This is a genomic window from Pseudaeromonas sp. HNCC25DJ180, assembly GCF_055413345.1.
This window is the reverse complement of sequence record NZ_JBVAYF010000006.1, coordinates 205,687-228,807: the sequence shown is the minus strand read 5'-3', so window position 1 is coordinate 228,807 and position 23,121 is coordinate 205,687. Positions and strand designations below refer to the sequence as shown.

Here is a 23,121-nt window from a genome sequence, read left to right as displayed (position 1 = left end):
ACTACTTCGCAGACACCCAATTTGACCGTAAGGTCAGCAAAAAGCCTCGATAGTGATATCGGGGCTTTTTTGTTTTGGATCTTCCCTGTTAATAGTCGCACTGGGGATTGTTGTTAAAACATGCAGCAATTGGCACAGGATGATAAGATCCGCCGCTCACTATGACGGAGCCATGTTGTCCCATGCTGACGCTAGAGCAACAAACCACCTATCTACAGCAGGTCTCTCGCACCTTTGCTCTGACTATTCCCCTGCTTCCGGCACGGCTCTCCGATTGGGTTGGGAATGCTTATCTGCTCTGTCGTATCGTCGACACCATTGAAGATGATGCTGAACTCTCTTGTCAGGATAAGCAGCGTCATATTGCCAAATTTCTCGACGCATTCAGCGATCCGTTATCTGCGCCAGACTTTGTCATTCATCTGTTACCCATGATCTCCGCCTCGACACCAGAGCACGAGCGCGCTTTACTGCTGGATACGCCAGCTGTGTTGGCCCGTAGCCACAGTTACCCGACTGCGGTGCAAGATATTCTTAAACAAGCTGTGACCATCATGAGTCGCGGCATGCTGGATCAGCAAGGCAAGGTTATCACGGGTCAACAGGAGCTGGATCGATACTGCTATGTGGTGGCCGGAGTGGTTGGCGAGCTGCTTACCCGATTATTTGCCGAATACTCGCCCGAGATTAAACACCTGCAAGATCAGCTACTTCCTCTCTCTGTCTCGTTTGGCTTGGGGCTGCAGCTTACGAATATCCTTAAGGATGTGGGGGAAGATGGGGCGCGCGGGGTATGTTGGTTGCCATCAGAGACCTTGGCCAAGTTTGGCGTGTGCGCGGATAGCTTGGCCTCTGTTCCTGCTGAACAACAGGCACGGTTGATGGCCCATTTCGTGGCATTGGCGCGTGGTCATCTGTCCGATGCCTTGGAGTTTACTCTGCAACTCCCGGCCAGTGAGCAAGGATTACGGCAGTTTTGTTTGTGGGCGATTGCCATGGCCCTGCTCACCCTGCAGCGCATCATGGCCACTCCGGGATTTACTTCTGGCCTGCAGGTGAAGATCCGGCGGGGGCAGGTCCACACGCTTATCTTGATGTGCCGGTTGTTAGGAAAGCAGGATAGATTGCTGCGGTGCTATTTTTCCTGGCTGGGAAGGTGGTTGCCCAAGGAAGCCAGAGATCCTCATGCTGTATGGCGAACTGTCTCTTGCTGGCAGTAGTCGTGCGGCATTGGTTGGGTCTATGAAGCAAAACCCAGGGAGGTTTTCTGATTAACGAGCGCGTTCTGCACCGCGTCAGGCGGCAATTGTTACTCTATCTCTATGCGAATGGCTCGTTTGGCATTCCAGCATTGGCTGTACTCACCCTCTATGTTTCCTATTTCTGCCGTGATTGGGTCTCCAAGCCGCAGATAGATGCCTGGATGGTCACCATGCTCTTGAGTCTACTGGTGCGTTCTTGGCATCTGTGGTGGCGCTGGCGGCGTAATAACATCAGTCTCTCCTGGCTGGACCATGAGTATTTCGTTGCCGTGACGGTGAGCGCTATCCTGTGGGCGATGGGACTCATCTTCTTCATGAGTCATCTACCCGTAACCTTGCGTATGATGCTCACCTTGCTCTCCTGCATGTATATGGCCGCGGCGGGCATCTTGCTGCTCAGTAGTAGCCGTTGCTATTACGGGGTCGTGTTACCCATTGGTGGCGCTTTATTGCTGGAGCTCAGTGCTCAGTATGATGAGCAGTGGTTGGGCATTATGCTCTCTGTCTTATGCATACTGCTATTCATTACCCTGGTCCGGCGGCGGCTTGCCCACTGGCAAATGGAAGGCTTGTATCATCGTTATACCAATGCCCATATGGCTCAGGAATTGCGGAGAACTTCGGAGACGTTACGGTTGACCTCACAGCTGGATGGGTTAACGGCGATTGCTAACCGTGCGCGATTTGATAAGGCGCTGGAGACCGCTTGGCGGCGCTGCCATCGGGCTCAGGCGCCACTTTCCCTGATCTTGATCGATGTGGATTTTTTTAAGCAATTCAATGACAAATATGGCCACCAGGCGGGTGATGAGTGTTTGCGTCGTGTTGCCGGTTTATTGCCGCAGGTGCTGCGCCGGGAAGACGATTTGGCGGCACGTTATGGCGGTGAGGAGTTTGTGTTAGTCTTGCCCTTTACCGACCAACCTGGAGCCGTGCAGGTTGCGCAAGCGTTACAGAAAGGATTGGCAGAGCTGGCGATCCCCCATGGCTTTTCCGAGGCGGGTTCCTCCGTCACTTGCAGTATGGGGGTGGCGCGTCTCGTGCCTGGGATAGAGTTGGTGCCAGGTGATCTGGTGGCTATGGCTGATGTGGCGTTGTACCGTGCCAAGAGAAACGGCCGAGCTCGTATTGAAATTGCAGATTGAGAGAGGAGAAGAGGCATGCAGTGTCATCGCATAGAAGAGTTGTTGGCGTTGTTACAGGATGCTTGGTTAGCCGAGCAGGATCTTAGCCTGCTGCAGTTTTTAACTAAGCTGGCGAGTGAGGCGGGTTTCCCTGAGCCGCTGGAGCAGTTGAGCGATGATGTCCTCATTTATCAGCTGAAGATGCGGGGTAGGGGGCAGACGGAGATGATTCCTGGCTTGGCCAAGGATTGTGTACCTGATTTCAAAGAGGCCCTATTGCGCGCTCGTGGTATCAAGCCGTAGCGGCTGATTTGTTGCTTAGGTCTGGCCGCGGGTCGGGATGGGCCTATTTATAGCTTTGACCATGGAGAGAGTCGGTGAGTGCTTTTCATTTTGGAACCTTGACGCCGGAATTGATCCTGGATGCCCTGGCCTCGTGCGACTTTTATCTGGAGTCGGGTCTTACCGCGCTCAACAGCTATGAGAATCGTGTCTATCAGTTTGTTGCCGAAGATAAGCGCCGCTATGTGGTGAAGTTCTATCGCCCTGAGCGTTGGAGTAAGGCGCAGATCGACGAGGAACATGGCTTGGCTGCGTATCTGGCGGAGCAAGAGGTGAGCGTGGCTACGCCTCTGGTCTGTCGCGGACAGACGCTACATCAGCATCAGGGCTTTCTCTTCGCCATCTGGCCTAGCGTCGGTGGGCGGCACATAGAGCCGGATAACCTGGATCAGCTGGAGGCTGTCGGCCATCAGCTCGGTCGTTGGCATAGTCTCAGCCCCGGTTATCCACTGCAGCATCGCGCTGCGATGACGTTCAGTCGCTGTGTAGCCGAGCCCTGCCAGCAGTTGCGACAAATGGCGTTGTGGCCCGCCGTGATGACGAGCGATTTTGCACAGCTACTGCAGCAACTGGTCGAGGCCTTGCGCCCGGCTTTTTCCCTGCCGTTTGCGGCTATTCCCCTGCACGGTGATTGCCACATTGGCAATGTATTGTGGCGCGATGGCCCCTTATTCGTCGATCTGGATGACAGCGTGACGGGGCCGGCGATCCAGGATTTGTGGATGTTGCTCTCGGGTGAGCAGGCTGAGCAGCGCTTGCAGCTGGATACGCTGTTGGCCGGGTATGAAGAGTTTTGTGAGTTTGATGTGCGTCAGCTGCAGCTCATCGAGCCTCTGCGCACGGCCCGCATGGTGAGCCATTTAGCCTGGGTAGGGAAACGCTGGGCTGACCCGGCTTTTCCTATTGCCTTTCCCTGGTTTGCCACCGAGGCATTCTGGTTAGAGCAGTACCAGACGCTGCAGCAGCAACTCGTTCGGTTGAAACAACCTCCCCTAGCATTGACGCCTGGCTATTGAGTGAATAGGCTGTGAGCTGGGTTGGGCCACGAGGCCTGAATAGCAAAGACAGACAAGGTATTCTATGAAGAAAATCATCATGTTAATGGTGGGCCTGTTGATGGGCTCACTGGTTCAGGCCGCTCCCGTGTTCAAGGAAGGGGTCAATTATGAGGTGGTGAAACAGAGCCCCTCGGCTAAACCTGAAGTCTTGGAGTTTTTCTCCTATTTTTGCCCCCACTGCTATCAGTTTGAGCCCATCATGACTGATGTGAAGAAGGGCCTGCCGCAAGGGGTGGAGTTCAAGCGTAATCCGGTAGCTTTTTTGGGTCGCGAAATGGGGCCTGAGTTGCAACGCGCCTATGCAGTGGCAGTGTTGTTAGGGGTTGAAGAGAAGTTTTCTGCCGAGACGTTCAAACGTGCCCAGGTAGAACGTAATCCGCCTAAGGATCGCGCTGAAGTGAAGGCCCTGTTTGAAAGCATTGGGGTAGCAGCTGCCGAGTTTGATGGTGCTATCGATAGTTTTGCGGTGACCGGGCTGGTTTCTCAGTATGATCACAACACCGAAGGCTTCAACATCCGTGGTGTGCCGTCTACTCTGGTTAATGGCAAGTATCTCATCAAGACTGAATCACTCAAGAGTGCCGATGAGTTCAAGTCCTTGATCCAGTTTTTGCTGGCCCAAAAAGGGTAACAGTGGATGGGTGGCATATGCAGGGGAGCTTAGGCTCCCCTCTGTTTTTCTAGTGAGTAAAAATGACAGTAAGCCCAGCTGCTGTCGCTAGGTCCATACTTAGGGTTCATACTCATCAACAGATGCAGATAGTGCTATGCAACGGGTAACAAGATGAACAGCAAGATCCTGGTGAGTAGTTGTCTGCTGGGCGAAGCCGTCCGCTATGACGGTGTGGTCAAAGGGTTGGAACATGCCCTGCTGCGACGCTGGGTGACTGAAGGTCGTGTGGTCTCATTCTGCCCCGAGGTTGCGGCTGGCCTGCCTGTGCCGCGGGCTCCTGTCGAGTTACAGCAAGATGGTTATGTGCGCACCGAGCTAGGGGTGGATCTCTCCGAGGCGTTTGCTCGAGGTGCCGAAATGGCTCTGGCCGTGTGCCAGCGAGAGGGGGTGGTCTGTGCCCTACTCAAGGAGCGTAGCCCCTCATGCGGCTCTCGCTGGATCTACGATGGGCGTTTTCAGGGCCAGTTACAGCCCGGACAAGGGGTGACCACAGCCCTGCTGCGGCAACATGGCATCCCGGTTTATTCAGAAGAGCAGCTCCCCGAACTGGTCAGCTTCATGATGTCGCAACCTATGAGTTAAGGGGGGCCGAGGTCAGTGCGTCTCCCGTTTTCATCTGCGCTAGTTGTCGTACCTTCCCCAGCCATACCCCAATCTTTGCTTGTTGGCCTGGAAATAGCTCAGCTAATGTGCAGACGCTTGAGTAGGCGATCCATGGCTCGGTAGCCCAGGGCCTCGGCCAGATGGCGGCGTTGTATGAAGGGTTCCTGGCTCATATCGGCTACGGTGCGGGCGACCCTCAGTATCTTGTGCCAGGCGCGCAGGGAGAGTCCGAGCTGATGTATCGCCTCCTCAAGAAACTGGGCATCCTGGGCGCTGAGGTGGCAGTGCTGTTCAATCTCCCGGCTGTCCAGTAAGGCATTGAGCTTGCCGCTGCGGGCCAATTGGCGTTGTTGGGTGCGCAATACCCGTTCCCGTATGGTGCGGCTAGTCTCGCCCCGGTCACACGGGCCGCTGAGGGCGCCCTTGGGCAGGAGCGGGATCTCGACCGTGAGATCGAAGCGGTCGAGGAAGGGGCCGGAGAGGCGACTCAGATAGCGCAAGATCTGCTCTGGGCTAGAGCGGCGCTGCTGGTCATCCACATGGCCACAGGGGCTGGGATTCATGGCGGCGATGAGCTGGAAACGGGCCGGATACTCCACCTGACGCGCGGCGCGGCTGATGGTGATGCACCCTGTCTCCAGCGGCTCGCGCAGGGAGTCCAGTACCCGCTTGTCAAATTCCGGCAACTCATCCAAAAATAGAATGCCATTATGGGCCAATGAAATTTCACCCGGCCTGGGTTGGCTGCCGCCGCCCACCAGCGCCACGGCGGAGGCACTATGATGAGGTGTTCGAAATGGCCTATCGCGCCATTTTGTCCACTCGCGCTGCAGACCCCCTATGGAGTGAATGGCCGCCGTCTGTTGGGCTTCGGCGTCGCTCAGTGGCGGCAGTATCCCTGGTAGGCGGCTGGCCAGCATGCTCTTGCCGGTACCCGGTGGGCCGAGCAGCAACAGATGGTGCTGGCCACTGGCGGCGATCTCCAGCGCCCGTTTGCCGGTTTGCTGGCCCAGCACATCTTGCAGGTCGGCACTCCACTCTGGCTCTGCCATGGGTTCGGGGGCCTGTGCCAGCGGCAACTCCTGTTGTCCGGCCAGCCAGGCACTCAATTGCAGCAGGTGATCGCAGGTGTGCACCTGGGCTGTGGTGATGAGGCCCGCCTCCTGGCTATTGGCTCCCGGCAGTATCAATATGCGTCCTGCCGCTTGGGCGGCCAGTACGGCTGGCAGGGAGCCCAGGATAGGGCGGATGGTGCCGGTCAACGCCAGCTCGCCGAGGAATTCGCACCCGGCCAAACGGGTAGGCGGCAATTGGCGGGAGGCCACCAGTATGCCAATGGCGATGGCCAGATCGAAACGCCCCCCCTCCTTGGGAAGATCGGCCGGAGCCAGGTTGACCGTGATGTGGGCGGCGGGGAAGGTGAAGTTGCCGTTGAGCAGAGCACTGCGCACTCTATCGCGCGCCTCCTTCACCGAGGCCTCGGGCAGGCCCACTATGTTGAAGGCGGGCAGGCCGTTGCTGATATGGACTTCGACGCTCACCAGGGGGGCGCCAATACCCAAACTGGCACGGCTAAAAACAACAGCTAATGACATGAACTGCCTCTACAGTGAAATTATATTTTTATATGTTGATGATGTATGGAGTTTAGTTCTGGCTGGCCGCGTGTCAGCTGGCGGATTTCAGTGCATTCGCGCATAAAAAATAGTTGTGTTACCTAAACCCATATGCTAGTTGTAGAGGCCGGATGCCGCTGAAGCGGCAAGAATCAGGATTTTCTGGATAACTCATGCGCAGCTTTATCGTCGTCGTCAGCATTATTATCGTGGACCTAGTGGTGGTGATTATTCCACCGCTCGGGGCGAGATTAGCTGGCGTAAGGTAAGCATCACCTATCCAGAACGCAGCAAACGACCCCCGAGGCTCCAAAGCTCGGGGGTTTTTTTTCAGCCAGATGTAACACCCAGATAGCACAAGGAAGTAGACGATGAATGGCGCTCAGTACCTAGTCAACGCATTGCACCAGCAGGGAGTGACCCAAGTATTCGGGTATCCGGGTGGTGCCATCATGCCGGTGTATGACGCCCTTTACGATGGTGGCATCCCGCACCTGCTCTGTCGCCATGAGCAGGGGGCGGCCATGGCTGCCATTGGCTATGCCCGCAGCTCGGGTCAGGTGGGGGTCTGCATCGCCACCTCGGGGCCAGGGGCGACCAATCTCATCACTGGGCTGGCCGATGCCCTGCTCGACTCTGTGCCCCTGGTGGCCATTACCGGCCAGGTGGGGCGCGACTTTATCGGTACCGATGCCTTCCAGGAGATCGACGTACTGGGGATGTCCCTCTCCTGCACCAAACACTCCTTTATGGTGACCGACCCTGCCGAGCTGGGTGCTGTGGTCGCCGAGGCCTTCCAGATCGCCCGCTCCGGTCGTCCTGGCCCTGTGCTCATCGATATTCCCAAGGATGTGCAGACCGCCCTGCTGGAGCCGCGCCCGACCATGCATCTGGTGGACGAAATCCTGCCTCTGTGCGAGGACGCCCTGGGCGAGGCTCGTGCCCTGCTGGCGGCTGCCAAGCAGCCGGTGCTTTATGTGGGTGGTGGGGTGGCTCTGGCTGATGCGGTCAGTGAGCTGCGGGAGTTTGCCGCTGCGACTGCTATGCCAGCTGTGACCACCCTCAAGGGGATTGGCTCCGTGGATCCGGCCAGCCCGCTCTTTCTCGGCATGTTGGGCATGCACGGCACCAAGGCGGCCAACTTTGCGGTCCAGCAGTGTGATTTGCTGCTGGTGGTGGGGGCGCGCTTCGATGACAGAGTCACAGGGCGACTCAATGCCTTCGCTCCCCATGCCAAGGTGATCCATCTGGATGTGGATGCCGCCGAGCTGGGCAAGCGCCGCTCGGTACAGGTCAGCCTGCAGGCCGATCTGAAGTGTGTGCTGCCCCGTCTGGCCATGCCGCTGAGCATTGCTCCCTGGCAGGCGCACTGTCAGGGGATGCGTGAACAGCATGCCTGGCGCTATGACCATCCGGGTGAGCGCATCTATGCCCCGCTGCTGCTCAAGCAGTTGAGCGATGCCCTGCCGGAAGATGTGGTGGTGACCTGCGATGTGGGTCAGCACCAGATGTGGGTGGCCCAGCATATGCGCTTCAATAGCCCGCGCAATCACATCTCCAGCTCAGGTCTCGGCACCATGGGTTTCGGCCTGCCTGCGGCCGTGGGCGCCAAGGTGGCTCGCCCTGACTCTGAGGTGGTGCTGGTGAGTGGCGATGGCTCCTTCATGATGAATGTCCAGGAACTGGGCACCCTGCGCCGCGCCAAGCTGCCGGTGAAGATGGTGCTGCTGGATAACCAGCGTCTGGGTATGGTGCGCCAGTGGCAGGAGCTCTTCTTCGATGGCCGCTACAGTGAGACCATACTCACCGACAACCCGGACTTTGTCTGCATGGCCTCGGCCTTTGGCATTCCCGGCGAAACCATTACCCGCAAGGAGGAGGTAGCCCCGGCCCTGGCTCGTCTGTTGGCCAGCCCGACGGCTTACCTGCTGCATGTCTCTATTTCTGAAGGCGATAACGTCTGGCCCCTGGTGCCACCCGGGGCGGCAAACGAACACATGTTGGAGGCTCGACCATGAAACAGCATCAACTCACTATTCACGCCCAATTTCGTCCCGAGTTATTGGAGCGTGTGCTGCGGGTGGTGCGTCATCGCGGCTTTCAACTGCGCACCATCCAGATGGAATCCCAAGCCGATTGCCAGGATCTCTGCATAACGGTAATGGTTGAGAGTGAACGACCCATCCAGTTGCTGCATACTCAGCTGGCGAAATTGAGTGATGTGACTCATGTGGCGGTACAGTTGTTGACCCAACAAGCGGCTTTCCCTATCCGGGCTTAATCTAAGGAAGCATTCAGATGTCAAAAACCACTAAATATATCTGGTTCAACGGCGAGCTGGTTGAATGGGACAAGGCTCAGGTTCACGTCATGACCCACGCCCTGCATTATGGCTCCTCGGTGTTTGAAGGCATTCGCGCCTATGACACTCCCAAGGGCCCGGCCATCTTCCGTTTGCAAGAGCATATCCAGCGCCTGTTCGACTCCGCCAAGATCTACTGGATGGATATGCCTTACAGTAAGGAAGCCATCTGCGAGGCTTGCCGTCTGACGGTGCGGGAAAATGGCCTGAAGTCGGGTTATCTGCGTCCGTTAGCCTTCGTCGGCAATGTGGGCCTGGGTCTGCATCCGCCCAAGGATGCCCATACCGATGTGATGATCGGGGCTCTGCCCTGGGGCGCCTACCTAGGCGAAGAGGGGCTGAAGAATGGCGTGGATGTGGCCGTCTCGTCCTGGAATCGTCTGGCGCCCAACACCATACCGACCGGCGCCAAGGCGGGCGGTAACTACCTCTCCTCCCAGCTCATCTCCCGGGAAGCCAAGCGCCATGGCTATGCCGAAGGGATCGCCCTGGATGTGAACGGCTACCTGAGTGAAGGGGCGGGCGAGAACCTGTTCCTCATCAAGAATGGGATAGTCCACACCACGCCTGCCACCTCAGCCATATTGCCGGGCATCACCCGTGACACCATCATCACCCTGGCTCGTGAACTGGGCTACACAGTTAAGGAGGAGGCGCTGCCTCGTGAGGCGCTCTACCTGGCCGATGAGATCTTCATGACAGGGACTGCTGCCGAGGTGACCCCGGTGCGTTCCGTGGACAAGATCCAGGTCGGTGCCGGTTGCCGGGGCCCCATCACGGAACAGTTGCAGAAAGCCTTCTTCGGCCTGTTCAATGGTGAGACAGAAGATAAATGGGGTTGGTTGACCCCGGTTAACGATTAAGAGTAGCGAGGGAGGCGCGATTTGCCTCCCTCGTCTTGTTTCGGTTGTCGATGTGACAACGTGATAGGGCTCGACTGTGAGCCCAGGTAGGAGCGAGCTTGCTCGCGACGTTCAGCTTCGCCAGCAAGCTGGCTCCTGCCCTCAGTGATCGATCAGAATTCCAGTATGTCTATTCAGGGAGAGTTTCATGCCTAAGTACCGTTCAGCTACTACCACCCAAGGCCGCAACATGGCCGGAGCCCGCGCCCTGTGGCGTGCCACCGGCATGACAGATGATGATTTCAGCAAGCCGATCATCGCCGTGGTTAACTCCTTTACCCAGTTCGTACCGGGTCATGTGCACCTCAAGGATCTGGGGCAGCTGGTGGCGCGCGAGATCGAAGCGGCCGGTGGTGTGGCTAAAGAGTTCAATACCATTGCCGTGGATGATGGCATCGCCATGGGCCATGGTGGCATGCTCTACTCCCTGCCGAGCCGTGAGCTGATCGCCGATTCCGTGGAGTATATGGCCAATGCCCACTGTGCCGATGCCCTGGTCTGCATCTCCAACTGTGACAAGATCACCCCCGGCATGATGATGGCGGCCATGCGTCTGAACATTCCGGCCATCTTCGTCTCCGGTGGCCCCATGGAAGCCGGCAAGACCAAGCTCTCCGATCAGCTGATCAAGCTCGATTTGGTCGATGCCATGGTGATGGCCGCCGACAGCAAGGTGAGCGATGAAGATACGGCCGCCGTCGAGCGCAGTGCCTGTCCGACTTGTGGCTCCTGCTCCGGTATGTTTACCGCCAACTCCATGAACTGCCTGACCGAGGCCCTGGGGCTCTCCCAGCCAGGTAATGGCTCCCTGCTGGCGACTCACGCCGACCGCGAATTGCTGTTCAAGAGCGCCGGCCGCCGCATCGTCGAGCTGGCCAAGCGTTACTACGAGCAGGATGATGAATCCGTGCTGCCGCGCGCCATCGCCACCAAGCAGGCATTCGAGAATGCCATGACTCTGGATATCGCCATGGGCGGCTCCACCAATACCGTGCTGCACCTGTTGGCGTCAGCCCAGGAAGGTGGCATTGATTTCACCATGGCCGACATCGACCGTCTCTCCCGCAAGGTGCCGCACCTCTGCAAGGTGGCGCCGTCGACCCAGAAGTACCATATGGAAGATGTGCATCGCGCCGGTGGCGTGGTGGGCATCCTCGGTGAGCTGGAGCGCGCTGGCTTGCTGCACACCAAGGTACGCAACGTGTTGGGCATGAGTCTGGCAGAGCTGCTGGAGGCCTATGATGTGACCCGTGGGGCTTCGGTCATGGTTAAGGATTTCTACCGTGCCGGCCCGGGCGGTATCCGCACCACCAAGGCCTTCAGTCAGGATTGTCGCTGGCCGGATCTGGATGTGGATCGCCAGGAAGGGTGTATCCGTTCCAAGGAGAATGCCTATAGTCAGGATGGTGGTCTGGCCGTGCTCTCAGGCAACCTGGCGCTCAATGGCTGTATCGTCAAGACCGCCGGTGTGGATGAGTCCAATTTGATCTTCTCTGGCCCGGCCAAGGTGTTCGAAAGCCAGGATGATGCGGTCGCCGCAATCCTCGGCGCTGAGGTTAAGGCGGGTGATGTGGTGGTGATCCGCTACGAAGGGCCCAAGGGTGGCCCCGGCATGCAGGAGATGCTCTATCCCACCTCCTACCTGAAGTCCATGGGGCTGGGCAAGGCCTGTGCGCTCATCACCGACGGTCGTTTCTCTGGCGGTACCTCCGGCCTCTCCATCGGTCACGTCTCTCCTGAGGCGGCGGCAGGTGGCAATATCGGTCTGGTGGAAAATGGTGACATCATCAATATCCATATCCCCGAGCGCCGTATCGAGATCGCTATTACCGAGGCTGAACTGACCAAGCGCCGTGCCGCCATGGTGGCCAAGGGTAAATCAGCCTGGAAACCGCTGGGCCGCGAACGCGTGGTCTCCTATGCCCTGAAGGCCTATGCCATGCTGGCGACCAGTGCCGATATGGGTGCGGTGCGGGATCGCAGCAAGCTGGAGGAGTAAGTATGTCCAGTTCCCAACCTGATGCAGGCGAGTATCTGCGCAAGATACTGCTCTCTCCGGTCTACGAGGTGGCGAAAGTCACCCCGTTACAGGTGATGAAGAAGCTCTCCGATCGTCTGGGCAACCATGTGGTGCTCAAGCGAGAGGATCTGCAGCCGGTCCACTCCTTCAAGCTGCGCGGTGCCTACAACAAGATCGCCGGCCTGAATGAAGAGCAGCGTGCCCGCGGGGTGATTGCGGCGTCGGCTGGCAACCACGCTCAGGGTGTAGCGCTCTCCGGTGCCAAGCTCAATATCAAGGCGATCATCGTCATGCCTACCACCACGCCGGATATCAAGATCGACGCGGTGCGGCGCATGGGTGGCAACGTGCTGCTGTTCGGCAACAATTTCGACGAGGCCTATGCCGAGAGTCGGCGGTTGGGTGAGCTGCATGGTTATACCCTGATCCCGCCGTTTGATGATGCGGATGTGATCGCCGGTCAAGGCACTATCGGTCGCGAGCTGCTGGAGCAGGATACCCGACTGACCCACGTCTTCGTGCAGGTCGGTGGCGGTGGTCTGGCTGCCGGTGTGGCTGTCTATATCAAGCAACTGTTGCCCAACGTCAAAGTGATTGGCGTCGAGGCCGAAGGTTCCGCCTGTCTGGTGGCGGCCCTGAAGGCGGGTGAGCCGGTGAATCTGGAGCGGGTTTCGCTGTTTGCCGATGGGGTCGCGGTGCGGCGCATGGGGGATGAAACCTTCCGGCTCTGCCAGCAGTACCTGGATGAGGTGATCACCGTCAGCAATGACGAGATCTGCGCCGCGCTCAAGGATATCTTCGAAGATACCCGAGCCATCGCCGAGCCCTCCGGGGCCCTCTCGCTGGCGGGGTTGAAGAAGTATGCCGAGGAGCGGCAGGTGGTGGGGGGGCGCATGGCGGCCATCCTCTCCGGGGCCAACGTCAACTTCCACAACCTGCGTTACGTCTCCGAGCGTTGCGAGATCGGCGAGAAGCGCGAGGGGATGCTGGCGGTGACCATACCGGAGCGCAAGGGTGCCTTCCTGGAGTTCTGCCAGCGTCTGGGTAAGCGGGTGGTGACCGAGTTCAACTATCGCTACTCTTCCAGCGATAAGGCCACCCTCTTCGTCGGCGTGCGCCTGACTCGCGGCAGCGAAGAGCTCAAGCAGATCACCGACGAGCTGCAGGGGTCGGGTTATCCGGTCGTTAATATGACCGATAACAGCCTGGCCAAGAACCATGTGCGTTACATGGTGGGCGGTCGCCCCTGTGCCGCGCTCAACGAGCACCTGCTGAGCTTCGAGTTTCCGGAACAGCCGGGTGCCCTGCTGCGCTTTCTGGAAACCCTGGGCAGTCACTGGAACATCACTCTGTTCCACTACCGCAACCATGGTGCCGATTATGGTCATGTGCTCTGCGCGTTTGAGCTGGCCGAGGGCAATTTGCCTGAGTTCCACCAGCACCTGCAGGAACTGGGCTACGTCTGGCACGATGTCTCCGACGATCCGGCCTACCGCCTCTTCCTGGCGCCCTAGGCTGGGGTTAACTCCAGGTCAATAACCGAAGGGGAGCGAATCGCTCCCCTTGCCTTTGCCTGTTCTTCATCCAGCACAGGCGAGCGTAAAGAGAGGTTCTTTCGGTAAAACCTGGCAAAAACCAAGGAATGAATGAATAAAGCCAGGTGATTATATGACCTATAATCGCCCCCCCAAAATAGAACCCATAGATTTCGAAAATGGGTTGTATTTATATGAAGCCCTATTCTGTTAAGTTGGCAAGCGGGAGCGTGGCGAGATCTGGTAGCCAAACCTCTCGGTTTGTGTAAAAAATAGTCGCGGTGAACAGGGTTACTGCCGGACTAGACTTCCGGCTTCCTTCCTTTTTATACAAGAGAGTTTGTTATGCGTAAGGCTATTTTGGTTTTGGGATTATGTGGCGGTATCAGTGTCTGCCAGGCCGGAGTCAATCCGATCCCCAAGGAGAGCGGATTTTCTGGTTACGGTGCCTTGAGTGGCTCCTATTCCAAGGTGAACTCCAATACCCTGGTTGGGTCGGATGAGAAAGAGAGCCGCTATATTGGCTCCTTCAACGATCAAGCCTCCAGCAGTGGTTACAAGATTTCTCCTGATATCGATCTGCGTTACACCATGGCGGAGAGCCGCGCCCAATTGTATCTCGGCACCCTGATCCAGGATGCGGTGATGTTCGACTTTACCCAACAGTTCGGGGTGCGTAAGGAGTTTGGTAATAAGGGTATTGGCTCGATTGCCTATGTCTTTTCTGCCATTCCTACCGAGGTGTGGGCGGATCCCTATCTGACCGGACAGAACCGCGAGAAGAGTGATCGTGATTCATCAGGCCTGCGTCTGGGTTGGGACAGTGTCTGGGGCTCCAATTTTGATTTCACCTATACCTACCGCGATGTGAAAATTGATGATGAGCGTAGCGGCTCGAGTGTGGCCGGGCTTAGCGCGGCCGAACTGGCTCTGCTGCAGCGCAGTGGGCGTAGCGATTCCGTCGAACTCTCCTACAACTGGATGGGTAAGCCGGGTAACATCCTGACGCCGACCCTCAGTTATCGCCGCATGGATGCCGATGGGGACGCCATGAGCTACAAGCGCACCGGTGCCCAACTCACTTATGCCCTGCTACAGGCCAAGTACAGCCTGGTCACTAACTTCCTGGTTGCCAAGGTTGACTATGATGAGGCCAACCCTGTGTTTGGCCAGGTCGCGGATGCCGATGAGTGGGGGGTTAACGCCAACTTCTTCTGGCATCGCCTCTGGAATGTGGATCAACTCAGCGCCCTCTTTTCGGTGGCCTACGGCGAGTCTAATTCCAAGGTCAATTTCTTCGATACCGACCTGAGCCGGGCGAGCGTCGGCCTGCTCTACAAGTTCTGAGCTGTGTCATGTAACAACCAGGGTCGGTTATCCGGCCCTGGTTGTTTCTGGCGCGGTTAGCGATGCGCTATGAGCAGACAAAGAAAAAGCGGCTCACAAGGAGCCGCTTTAACAGAGCAGAGAGATTCAATCTCAGATCTGGACCTCGTGGGCGGTGGCACTGATCTTGTGAATGGCCAAATCCGCCCCTTCGTGCTCGGCCTCTTGTGACAGGCGCAGACCCACCACTTGGCGCATGATGCCATAAATCACCAGGGCGCCGACGACGGCGATCACTATCCCCAGCAGGGTGCCGAGCAGTTGGCTCATGAAACTGACCCCCCCTATGCCACCCAAGGCTTGGCTGCCGAAGATACCGGCGGCGATACCACCCCAGGCACCACACAAACCATGTAACGGCCAAACCCCCAACACGTCATCGATCTTGTGCTTACGTTGCAGCCAGGTGAAGACCAGGATGAAGAGACCACCCGCCACGCCCCCCGTCACCAAGGCCCCAACCGGGTGCATCAGATCGGAACCCGCGCAGACCGCCACCAGACCGGCCAGGGGGCCGTTATGGATGAAGCCTGGGTCATTCTTACCCAGCAGCAGAGCCACCAGGGTGCCACCGACCATGGCCATCAGCGAGTTAACGGCCACCAGGCCGCTGATGGCAGAGAGTTTCTGGGCTGACATGACGTTGAAGCCAAACCAGCCGACGATCAGGATCCAGGCACCGAGGGCCAGCATCGGGATGTTGGAAGGAGCAAAGCCCACTGTCTGGCCGTTGCGTACCCGTCCGCGGCGGGTGCCGAGCAGGATCACGGCGACCAGACCTATCCAGCCTCCGACCGCATGCACCACTACTGAGCCGGCAAAGTCATGAAAGGCGGCGCCAAATTCGGCCTGCAACCAGCTTTGGATGCCGAAGTGGTTATTCCAGGCAATTCCTTCAAACAGCGGATAGACCAGACCGACGATGAAAAATGAGCAGATGAGCATGGGATAGAAGCGGGCCCGCTCGGCGATACCGCCACTGACTATGGCGGGAATGGCTGCGGCAAAGGTCAGCAGGAAGAAGAACTTGGTCAGATCGAAGCCATGGTTGGTCACCAGGCTCTGAGCGCTGCCCATGAAGCTTTGACCATAGGCTAGATAGTAGCCAAAGAAAAAGTAGGCCAGCGTCGAGACGGCAAAATCTGTGATGATCTTGACCAGGGCATTGACCTGGTTCTTGCCTCGTACTGTGCCTAGCTCGAGAAAGGCAAAGCCTGCATGCATTGCCAGCACCATGATGGCACCCAGCAAAATAAACAGGGTATCCGAACTCGTGACCAGCGTTTCAACTGCGCTGTTTACATCAACCACAACCGACCTCCATCTTGAAGTGATGCCTCTTGATTGGGCATTTTATGTGCCATTTATGAGCATGCTCTTTGCTGGTATGGGCGCAAGGCTCCATCTTTGGGAGTGGATCTGGTGCGCGCGGGCCATCCTGATACACAAACTGTACCAGGTTTGTTGTTTCAATATTTTTAAAATGTAATCCATTGATCTCAAATGGAAAAAGCCACTAAGGTGACAGGGGTATTCCCTAGGGGCTGCACCAGCCATGAGCGCTTATTCTGTGCCCCATTACAGTGCAATGCACCACAAGGAGGAGTTATTGGTGTGTGGGGCTTGCCTGGTGATCTGCACCAGAGCAAGCTTTGCGGATCAGTGGGGTAGGAGGTCGGAACGGAAGCTCTGATGGATCTGCAGTTGGTAGTCGCTTAGCGAGAAACTTTTCTCCATGCCCAGCAGGGGGTGCAGCAGGGCAGGGCGCAACTGGGGGGTGACGCCGCGCAGTAGTGCCGAGGTCTGTTGGCTGGCCTGGAACAGTTGTCGCACCCCACCATAGGCTTGGGTCAAGGGCACAGATCCCGATGAAGAGAAGGCCATGAAGGGGATACGGAAGGTGAATTCGGTGTGGGCATGTTTGGGTAGCACCTGCTCACCGGCACTCATCAGATAGGGCTGATGATCACCGAAGGCCAGTACCAGATAGCGTTTACCACTGGCCTGCAGCGCAGTTACCAGCTGTTCCAATGAGGCCATGGCATCTACCACCCCAGTGTAGTAGGTATTCAGGAGCTGGCGATTGCCTTCACTCTGATTCGGGCAGGCAGCGTCCAGCTCCTGTTGGGCATAGCGCTGCTGGTTGAAGGGGCCATGGCCCTGCATGGTGACGGCATAGATAAATTGCGGCTGTGTGCTCTGGTTTACCTGCTGCACTATGTGCTCAACCACAGCCTGATCGCTGGCGTAGAGTCCCTTCTGTTGCAGGGCGGAAAATTGATCCTCGAACTCCTGATGCTGGTAGCCCAGTGCCGGTATGGCCTTGTCTCGGCCCCAGAAGTTACGTTTGAAGGGGTGAATGAAGCGGGTCTCATAGCCTTGTTGCTGGGCGCTGCGGGCCAGGCCAGGTACGTTGTCACTCAGGTAGTAGTAGGGGACTATCCCCTGTTTGAGGATCCCGACTGGCAGGCCAGTATTCATCTCGAACTCGGCCAGCACTGTCATGCCACCCGTGGTGGGTGAGTGGATCTCCTTGCTGAATTGTTCGACCCCCGCAGGGAGATGCAGGGTCGGTGCTGGTTTGCAGATGCCACCCTGCCAGCCCAGCCACAACGCCTCGTACTGCATCACAATGACCACATCATAGGGTTGCTGGCCCACAGGGGCAGGAGCCGGGCTGGCTTCTTCCTGCAGTAGGGAGGGAGTAATGGGATAGGTGAAGATGGTGCTGCCGGAAACCAGACCGCTGATGAGGTCGAACAGATAGAGGGTGGGACCGCGGCGCACCATGTCCCTGTGGTAATTCACTTCGCTGTGGAAGTAATTGATGTTGGGCCCCAGCACCTTGATGCTGGCCTGGGTGGCAAACACGCTGAAGCCGAAGAAGGCGATGAGCACGGCACTGCAGCGCAGCAGCCAGCCAAACAGCCGCAGGCGCCACAGGATCAGTAAAGAAGCGATCAGCACGGCCCAGACTATCCTGCTGTGTTGATCGAGCAGGATTTCCAGCAGACTCCCCAGATTTTGCAGATCGTCGCCGCCCAAGGGGATGCCATAGACATTGATCTTGGCAAAGTTGGCCAGCAGGCCGATGGCGAATAGGCAGGTGAACATCAACCCCATGTAGAGGTGGCGGCCAACCAGCACACAGAAGGTCCAGCCCAGCACCATCAGGGCCCAAGAGAGGTAATATTGCTCGATACGGTATTCTGACCAGACCAGGAACTCATCCAGGCGAAAGCTGAAGCTTGAATGCAGGCTGAGAAAGGCCAGGTTGCCTATCAGCAGGCAGCCGATGGAGCGTCGCCACCAACTGCGACGCAGGGTGGGGGCGATCGCGCTCAGCAGGCCGCCGCATAGCAACAGGGTGGCCAGCAGGCTGATGGCCATGCGCTGCAGATCAAAGCCACTCTGGGGCAGTTGTCGCACTAGTTGCGCCTGGTTGAAGGGGCTGCCGCGCTGGGGACTGTGGATCTCGGCTGTGAGTTGATACTGCTCGGCCAGCTCCTCCTCCATGACGCGAATACTGCCAGCCAGATGAACCCGACACCCTTGGGCCAGGCAGCCGGCCTGAAGCCCCTCCTGCTCTCCCACCGCCATCTCGATGTGGCTGGCCTCCTTGCTATCGACCCGGCTCAGGCGGTAGATGATCTTCTCATCGGCAGTCAGCGGCTGGTGGAATACCCAGTTGGCATCCAGCACCGCATAGGTGCCCCGCTGATCGCTCTTGTAGATGAGCCCCAAGGTATCCAGCTCGGCCACTTGACCAAACTTGAGTTGGTAATGGGGGTAATAGAGGGCTTCCATGCGGGCGACAGGCAGTAGCAGGGTGAATAGCAGCAGAGCCGCCAGCGTCACGAGCAGCAGGCGTTGCCAGAGGGTACTGGCTGAGGCGGCGGGGGGGCGCTGAAATAGACGAGGCATCTGCATGGTGACCGAGTTTCTCCAACCTAATAGATTTGACCACATGGGGTCTGTTTCATTCCATATGGTGAAAAACCAGCCAGCCCAATCAGGTGATGGTGGCGAGATAACAGAAAGGTGTCAATCAGATGACAGCAAGATTAAGAGGGAGTCGACAACCTGTAATAGTTGCCGACTCCAGATGAGAACTATTTTCTCTGGGGTAGGGGATGCGGGGCCGGGCTGTTCAGGGTTTGGGCTTGGCGATAGTAGCCATTGGCTTTTTCAAATAGTCGCTGCTGTTCCATCACTCGGGCCAGTGCCAGGTAGAGGGCGGGAGTTGGTGCCTGCTGTACGGCCTGCTCCAGGGCGGCTTGAGCCTGGGGATACTCATGGCGCTGCAGGTGCAGCAGACCCTGGATCTCAAAGCGCAGGGCGGGCTCTAGTTGAGCACTCGATTTTTCCAGCTGGGCCAGCAGGGCCGGGCTGGGGTGGGGCCACTCCCCGGCAATCCGCAACAGGGCGGGATGAGGATGTTTGCGCAACCCCTCCAGCAGCAGGGGTTCGCCTTCACTGCGGGCGTCCAGCTGTGCCAATTGGCAGCAGAGGGCGGCTAACAGCTCAGGCTCCTGGCGCAATGCCTTGGGTAACTCCAGCCACAGGGAGAGCAAACCCTGTTTGCCTAGCTGAGTGGCCCGCTCGGCAAACAGCGCCGGATAGATCTGGCGATAGAGCTGATCCTGTTCGCGGGCCGTGATCTGCTTATGTTTGAGCAACTGGGGCAGCAGGGCCAGCAGAGATGACCAGTGGCCTAGCGCCAGATAGCACTCTTTAAGCAATTGCAGCAGGGCAAAGTGGTGCGGATACTCCCCCTGCAGTGTTTGCAAACTGCTCTCGGCCGCTTGGTACTGCCCCTGGCGGATCTGTTGACGAGCCCGGATCAGTCCCACGGCCAGGCGGGCATCAGCCTCTTCACCCTCGGCCTGTTGCAGGTAATGAGCCGAACGCTCCAGCTCACCTTGGGCGGCGGCGGCCTCGGCGGCGGAGAGGTAGTTGAGCAGCGCCTGCTCATTGCCCTTGGCCCCTTTGAGCATCAGGCTCTCAGCCTGGGCATAGCGCCCCTCGGCCAGGGCCAGGGCGCCGCTTAAGGTCTGTTGTCGCGCTTTGGTCCGACGGCGGCGGTGGAACCAGTCACGGGTATTGCCCCGCAGGCTGAACAGCCTGGCCAGCGCCGCCTCCAGCAGCAGCAGGGTGAAGTAGAGCAGCAGAGCAAACAACAGGGCACTGACGACGCTCATCTCTATGGTGTAGTCACCCAGCGCGATCAGTACATACCCTTTATGCCCGGCCAGCAGGGGGCCGGCTATCATGGCGCCAGCTATCACAGCGAACAGCACTATCATGCGTAACATGCGCTCCTCCTCATTGGCTCATCAGGCGCTGGAGACGCTGATGGACCAGCTCCTCCAGTTGGGCCTGAGTGGCGAATTGTTTCGGATAATCGGTGACTATCGGCTGTTCCAGCAGCTTCTCCACCTCACTCTGCATGTATTGGTTGGTGCCATCATTGGCATCGAAATATTGAGTCAACCAGGTTGCCGCCTTGTGCAGGTTGTCTTCGTAGACCCCCTGCTGTTCGCGGTAAACCGCCAGTTGCGCCTGCAGCAAGCGGGTCTTCAGATTCTCTTTCAAATACCAGCTCTGCTGAGGTGAGACCAGCGCCTCGGTATTGCCATCTCGGCGACGAATGGTGATGAAGTTTTCGGCAAAGGCATGCCAGCTCTTTTGCAAATTACTGCGCCAGTCGCTCAGGTTATCGCTCAGTTGTTCCTCTGTGGTTGGCTCGCTACTGGGCGGAGTGATGCCCAGCAGGGTCAATTGATCCACGTTATCGATGAGGGCGCCCAGACGCAGCACAACCCCCTCTCGGTCGATGAGGGGCAGCTCCTTGAGTTGGGAAAGATCCTTGGCCAGGGCTTGGCGCAGGGGCAGCAGACTGGCATCGTTCAAGTCTCGCAACCGATTATCCGCTTCGTTCAGCAGCAACAGGGTGGCATTGACGTCGCGCTCCAGCCAGAGCTTGCGGCCGGCCATGCGGATCAGATAGTCAGCCTCGGCCAGCAACCAGTCATTGGGACGGCGGCTATCCAGGCGTAGTAGCTGCTTCTCCAGCTCACTCTGTTTGTCGTTCAGTTGTTGCTGGTTGGAGCTGAGATTGCGTAGTTGTAACTGGGCCTGCTGGTCACTCTCCTGCAGGGCCGGTTGTTTACTCTGCAGCTCGGTCAGCTTCAGCTCCAGGGCATGTAGGGCTGCGGTCTGTTGCTGGCTGCGCCAGTTGTCATAGAGATAACCGCCAGCACAGGCGCCGATGACCAGCACCAGGGAGAGGCCTCCGAGCCACAAGCCGGCGTTCGATGCGCGGATAGGCTGGGAGGCAGGTGCCGCCGCGGTGTTACCTGCTTGCGGGGGAAGGGACTCTGTCACGGCCGGGGGCAGTGGAGAGTGGGTTTGTTCTGTCATGCCGAATTCCTCTCGCCTAAGGCCGCCAGCAGGGCGGCATGGGTGGCACCTGCAGCCAGCCGGGGTGCAGGTAAGCCCGCCTCAACGACCAGGGTGGCAACCCGGGGGCTGGGGACAATAAAGAGTAGATGCTGTAGCCAGGGGCGTTCGCTCTCTGGTACCAGCTCCAGCAGGCGGCGTAACAGCTCGCCGCTGGTGATGATAACACTGTCTATCCGCGCCGTATGCCACCTGGCACACAGCCGAGCGCCATCCAGCTCCGGCCAACAGCGCCGATAACATTCACAATAGCTGACTCGGGCACCGCGCGCGCGCAGGGCCTCGGCCAGCAGCTCGCGCCCGCCATCCCCACGCAGGATCAGGATAGCTTTCCCCGCCACGTGCTGCAGCGCGGGATGCGCCAGCAGCCCCTCACTGCGGGCATCCTCCGGGTAGTGGGCGCTTACCCCATCCTCGCGCCAGCTCTCGGCCGTGGCGCTGCCCACCGCCAGATAGGTACGCTGAGGCCAACTTAATTCACTGCGCGCCAGCGTGTGTGAGGCTTGTTCTACCGCCTGGGCGCTTACCGCTATGATGAGTTCACTGGCTTGGAGGCGAGCATAGAGCTCAGGCAACTGGCGCCCTGGTAATATGGTCAGCAAGGGGGTGACCACAGGCTGGTGGCCCGCGCTAGCCAGTTGCCGCGCCAACTCGCTGGCCTGGGGTTCAGGGCGCAGTATGAGTGGCGTCATTGGGCGTAGACTGCGGCCAATATCTCATCGGCACCCAGTTCCCGCAGTTGCTCGGCCAGTGAAACCCCCAGGGTTTCGGCTTGGTTGGCTGGGCCGCGGATCTCGGCACGCAATAGCTGTGCGCCATCTGGGCTACCCACCATGCCGCGTAACCAGAGGGTCTCCTCCTCCAGCTCGGCATAGGCACCGATAGGCACCTGGCAGCCGCCCTGCAGGGCGCGGTTCATGGCGCGTTCAGCCTGCACCCGGTAGCGGGTGGGGCCATGCTCCAGGGGGGCCAGCAGGGCTAAGAGTTCGGCATCGTCACTGCGGCACTCAATGCCGACGGCGCCCTGGCCGTTGGCCGGCAGGCTCTCGTGACTCTCGAGATAGGCAGTGATGCGCTGGGTTAACCCCAAACGTTTGAGTCCAGCCGCTGCCAGCAGTATGGCATCGTATTCGCCACCATCCAGCTTGGCCAGGCGACTGTTGACGTTGCCACGCAGGTCACGCAGTTGCAGGTCCGGGCGTTGGTGGCGTAGCTGACATTGGCGGCGCAGGCTGGAGGTGCCCACCACGCTACCAGGCGGCAACTGGGCCAGGGAGGCGTAGTGATTGCTGACAAACGCATCGCGGGGATCTTCCCGCTCGCAGATGACACAGAGATCCAGGCCGGCCGGAAACTCTACCGGCACATCCTTCATGGAGTGAACCGCTATGTCGGCGCGCCCCTCCAGCATGGCTTGCTCCAGCTCCTTGACGAAGAGCCCTTTGCCTCCCACTTTGGCCAGCGGGCTATCGAGTATCTTGTCGCCTCGAGTGGTCATGGGCAGCAGCTCTACCACGAGTTCAGGATAGAGGGCTTGCAGCCGCTCCTTGACGAAGTTGGCCTGCCACAGGGCCAGGGGACTCTTACGGGTGGCGATGCGAACCAGGGATTTCATAGTGTGCAGGCGTAGGGGTGTCGGGCTACAGAGTGATAACCCGATAGTAACACTCTTACCCAGTGTGTGCATGAGGCGAGCCCCACGCTGGGCTTTAGCGCTGTGGCTGGGGAGGGGGAGCAGGTAACCGGTTTCTTTTCTTGCGGGACGAGCATAGCTCG

Annotated in this window: 19 protein-coding genes; 12 read left to right on the top strand and 7 right to left on the bottom strand. The window is 58.4% G+C overall.

Annotated elements, in window-relative coordinates; translation table 11 throughout:
- Window positions 1–182: 182 nt before the first annotated feature.
- From ACZYTD_RS07695 to ACZYTD_RS07670, 6 genes are all read left to right on the top strand, one after another.
- Window positions 183–1,220 carry a phytoene/squalene synthase family protein gene (locus tag ACZYTD_RS07695; protein ID WP_463890912.1) on the top strand — a complete coding sequence of 346 codons (1,038 nt, stop codon included), beginning with the start codon at window positions 183–185 and terminating at the stop codon, window positions 1,218–1,220.
- Window positions 1,221–1,306: 86 nt separating this feature from the next.
- On the top strand, window positions 1,307–2,407 hold the full coding sequence (locus ACZYTD_RS07690) for a GGDEF domain-containing protein (RefSeq protein WP_463890911.1): 1,101 nt from the start codon (window positions 1,307–1,309) through the stop codon (window positions 2,405–2,407).
- 15 nt (window positions 2,408–2,422) lie between these two features.
- Window positions 2,423–2,689 (top strand): YihD family protein, encoded by a 267-nt coding sequence (locus ACZYTD_RS07685; protein WP_463890909.1) that lies wholly within the window; start codon window positions 2,423–2,425, stop codon window positions 2,687–2,689.
- Window positions 2,690–2,763: 74 nt separating this feature from the next.
- Window positions 2,764–3,744: a serine/threonine protein kinase gene (locus ACZYTD_RS07680; RefSeq protein ID WP_463890907.1), complete on the top strand. Its 981-nt coding sequence runs from the start codon at window positions 2,764–2,766 to the stop codon at window positions 3,742–3,744.
- A gap of 64 nt (window positions 3,745–3,808) precedes the next feature.
- On the top strand, window positions 3,809–4,417 hold the full coding sequence (locus tag ACZYTD_RS07675) for a thiol:disulfide interchange protein DsbA/DsbL (RefSeq protein ID WP_463890905.1): 609 nt from the start codon (window positions 3,809–3,811) through the stop codon (window positions 4,415–4,417).
- Window positions 4,418–4,570: 153 nt separating this feature from the next.
- Window positions 4,571–5,041 carry a 2-thiouracil desulfurase family protein gene (locus tag ACZYTD_RS07670; protein WP_463890903.1) on the top strand — a complete coding sequence of 157 codons (471 nt, stop codon included), beginning with the start codon at window positions 4,571–4,573 and terminating at the stop codon, window positions 5,039–5,041.
- 98 nt (window positions 5,042–5,139) lie between these two features.
- Here ACZYTD_RS07670 and ACZYTD_RS07665 read toward each other — a convergent pair whose 3' ends face one another.
- On the bottom strand, window positions 5,140–6,657 hold the full coding sequence (locus tag ACZYTD_RS07665; RefSeq protein WP_463890901.1) for a YifB family Mg chelatase-like AAA ATPase: 1,518 nt from the start codon (window positions 6,655–6,657) through the stop codon (window positions 5,140–5,142).
- A gap of 392 nt (window positions 6,658–7,049) precedes the next feature.
- Here ACZYTD_RS07665 and ilvG point away from each other — a divergent pair, with 392 nt between their 5' ends.
- From ilvG to ACZYTD_RS07635, 6 genes are all read left to right on the top strand, one after another.
- Window positions 7,050–8,696, top strand: coding sequence for an acetolactate synthase 2 catalytic subunit (ilvG, locus tag ACZYTD_RS07660; protein WP_463890899.1), 1,647 nt, complete (start codon window positions 7,050–7,052; stop codon window positions 8,694–8,696).
- Window positions 8,693–8,959 carry an acetolactate synthase 2 small subunit gene (gene ilvM, locus ACZYTD_RS07655; protein ID WP_463890897.1) on the top strand — a complete coding sequence of 89 codons (267 nt, stop codon included), beginning with the start codon at window positions 8,693–8,695 and terminating at the stop codon, window positions 8,957–8,959. Before ilvG ends, ilvM begins: the two co-directional genes overlap by 4 nt.
- Window positions 8,960–8,976: 17 nt before the next feature.
- Window positions 8,977–9,903, top strand: coding sequence for a branched-chain amino acid transaminase (locus ACZYTD_RS07650; protein WP_463890895.1), 927 nt, complete (start codon window positions 8,977–8,979; stop codon window positions 9,901–9,903).
- A gap of 187 nt (window positions 9,904–10,090) precedes the next feature.
- Window positions 10,091–11,941: a dihydroxy-acid dehydratase gene (gene ilvD / locus ACZYTD_RS07645; protein ID WP_463890893.1), complete on the top strand. Its 1,851-nt coding sequence runs from the start codon at window positions 10,091–10,093 to the stop codon at window positions 11,939–11,941.
- A gap of 2 nt (window positions 11,942–11,943) precedes the next feature.
- On the top strand, window positions 11,944–13,476 hold the full coding sequence (gene ilvA, locus ACZYTD_RS07640) for a threonine ammonia-lyase, biosynthetic (RefSeq protein WP_463890890.1): 1,533 nt from the start codon (window positions 11,944–11,946) through the stop codon (window positions 13,474–13,476).
- A gap of 366 nt (window positions 13,477–13,842) precedes the next feature.
- The gene (locus ACZYTD_RS07635) at window positions 13,843–14,844 is read left to right on the top strand and encodes a DUF2860 family protein (protein ID WP_463890889.1); all 1,002 of its coding nucleotides are present in this window, start codon (window positions 13,843–13,845) and stop codon (window positions 14,842–14,844) included.
- Window positions 14,845–14,976: 132 nt separating this feature from the next.
- Here the strand turns inward: ACZYTD_RS07635 and ACZYTD_RS07630 are convergent, their stop codons facing one another.
- The 6 genes from ACZYTD_RS07630 to hemC all read right to left on the bottom strand — a co-directional run bounded on the left by ACZYTD_RS07630 (window position 14,977) and on the right by hemC (window position 22,960).
- Window positions 14,977–16,194: an ammonium transporter gene (locus tag ACZYTD_RS07630; RefSeq protein ID WP_463890888.1), complete on the bottom strand. Its 1,218-nt coding sequence runs from the start codon at window positions 16,192–16,194 to the stop codon at window positions 14,977–14,979.
- A gap of 348 nt (window positions 16,195–16,542) precedes the next feature.
- Complete coding sequence (locus tag ACZYTD_RS07625; RefSeq protein ID WP_463890886.1) at window positions 16,543–18,813, bottom strand: LTA synthase family protein; 2,271 nt, start codon at window positions 18,811–18,813, stop codon at window positions 16,543–16,545.
- Window positions 18,814–18,995: 182 nt separating this feature from the next.
- Window positions 18,996–20,198 (bottom strand): heme biosynthesis HemY N-terminal domain-containing protein, encoded by a 1,203-nt coding sequence (locus ACZYTD_RS07620; RefSeq protein WP_463890884.1) that lies wholly within the window; start codon window positions 20,196–20,198, stop codon window positions 18,996–18,998.
- Window positions 20,199–20,208: 10 nt separating this feature from the next.
- Window positions 20,209–21,306: a uroporphyrinogen-III C-methyltransferase gene (locus ACZYTD_RS07615; RefSeq protein WP_463890882.1), complete on the bottom strand. Its 1,098-nt coding sequence runs from the start codon at window positions 21,304–21,306 to the stop codon at window positions 20,209–20,211.
- Entirely contained in the window at window positions 21,303–22,037 is a 735-nt protein-coding gene (locus ACZYTD_RS07610; RefSeq protein ID WP_463890880.1) for a uroporphyrinogen-III synthase, read from the bottom strand. The genes ACZYTD_RS07615 and ACZYTD_RS07610 overlap by 4 nt, the downstream gene beginning before the upstream one ends.
- Complete coding sequence (hemC, locus tag ACZYTD_RS07605; RefSeq protein ID WP_463890918.1) at window positions 22,034–22,960, bottom strand: hydroxymethylbilane synthase; 927 nt, start codon at window positions 22,958–22,960, stop codon at window positions 22,034–22,036. Before hemC ends, ACZYTD_RS07610 begins: the two co-directional genes overlap by 4 nt.
- Window positions 22,961–23,121 lie beyond the last annotated feature (161 nt).

Bases quoted from the DNA above. Each gene is read 5' to 3' on its own strand.
- ilvA (WP_463890890.1), top strand. From the start codon at position 11,944: ATGTCCAGTTCCCAACCTGATGCAGGCGAGTATCTGCGCAAGATACTG.
- hemC (WP_463890918.1), bottom strand. From the start codon at position 22,960: ATGAAATCCCTGGTTCGCATCGCCACCCGTAAGAGTCCCCTGGCCCTG.
- ACZYTD_RS07695 (WP_463890912.1), top strand. From the start codon at position 183: ATGCTGACGCTAGAGCAACAAACCACCTATCTACAGCAGGTCTCTCGC.
- ACZYTD_RS07625 (WP_463890886.1), bottom strand. From the start codon at position 18,813: ATGCAGATGCCTCGTCTATTTCAGCGCCCCCCCGCCGCCTCAGCCAGT.
- ilvG (WP_463890899.1), top strand. From the start codon at position 7,050: ATGAATGGCGCTCAGTACCTAGTCAACGCATTGCACCAGCAGGGAGTG.
- ACZYTD_RS07675 (WP_463890905.1), top strand. From the start codon at position 3,809: ATGAAGAAAATCATCATGTTAATGGTGGGCCTGTTGATGGGCTCACTG.
- ilvM (WP_463890897.1), top strand. From the start codon at position 8,693: ATGAAACAGCATCAACTCACTATTCACGCCCAATTTCGTCCCGAGTTA.
- ACZYTD_RS07615 (WP_463890882.1), bottom strand. From the start codon at position 21,306: ATGACAGAACAAACCCACTCTCCACTGCCCCCGGCCGTGACAGAGTCC.
- ACZYTD_RS07620 (WP_463890884.1), bottom strand. From the start codon at position 20,198: ATGTTACGCATGATAGTGCTGTTCGCTGTGATAGCTGGCGCCATGATA.
- ilvD (WP_463890893.1), top strand. From the start codon at position 10,091: ATGCCTAAGTACCGTTCAGCTACTACCACCCAAGGCCGCAACATGGCC.
- ACZYTD_RS07610 (WP_463890880.1), bottom strand. From the start codon at position 22,037: ATGACGCCACTCATACTGCGCCCTGAACCCCAGGCCAGCGAGTTGGCG.
- ACZYTD_RS07670 (WP_463890903.1), top strand. From the start codon at position 4,571: ATGAACAGCAAGATCCTGGTGAGTAGTTGTCTGCTGGGCGAAGCCGTC.
- ACZYTD_RS07685 (WP_463890909.1), top strand. From the start codon at position 2,423: ATGCAGTGTCATCGCATAGAAGAGTTGTTGGCGTTGTTACAGGATGCT.
- ACZYTD_RS07650 (WP_463890895.1), top strand. From the start codon at position 8,977: ATGTCAAAAACCACTAAATATATCTGGTTCAACGGCGAGCTGGTTGAA.
- ACZYTD_RS07635 (WP_463890889.1), top strand. From the start codon at position 13,843: ATGCGTAAGGCTATTTTGGTTTTGGGATTATGTGGCGGTATCAGTGTC.
- ACZYTD_RS07665 (WP_463890901.1), bottom strand. From the start codon at position 6,657: ATGTCATTAGCTGTTGTTTTTAGCCGTGCCAGTTTGGGTATTGGCGCC.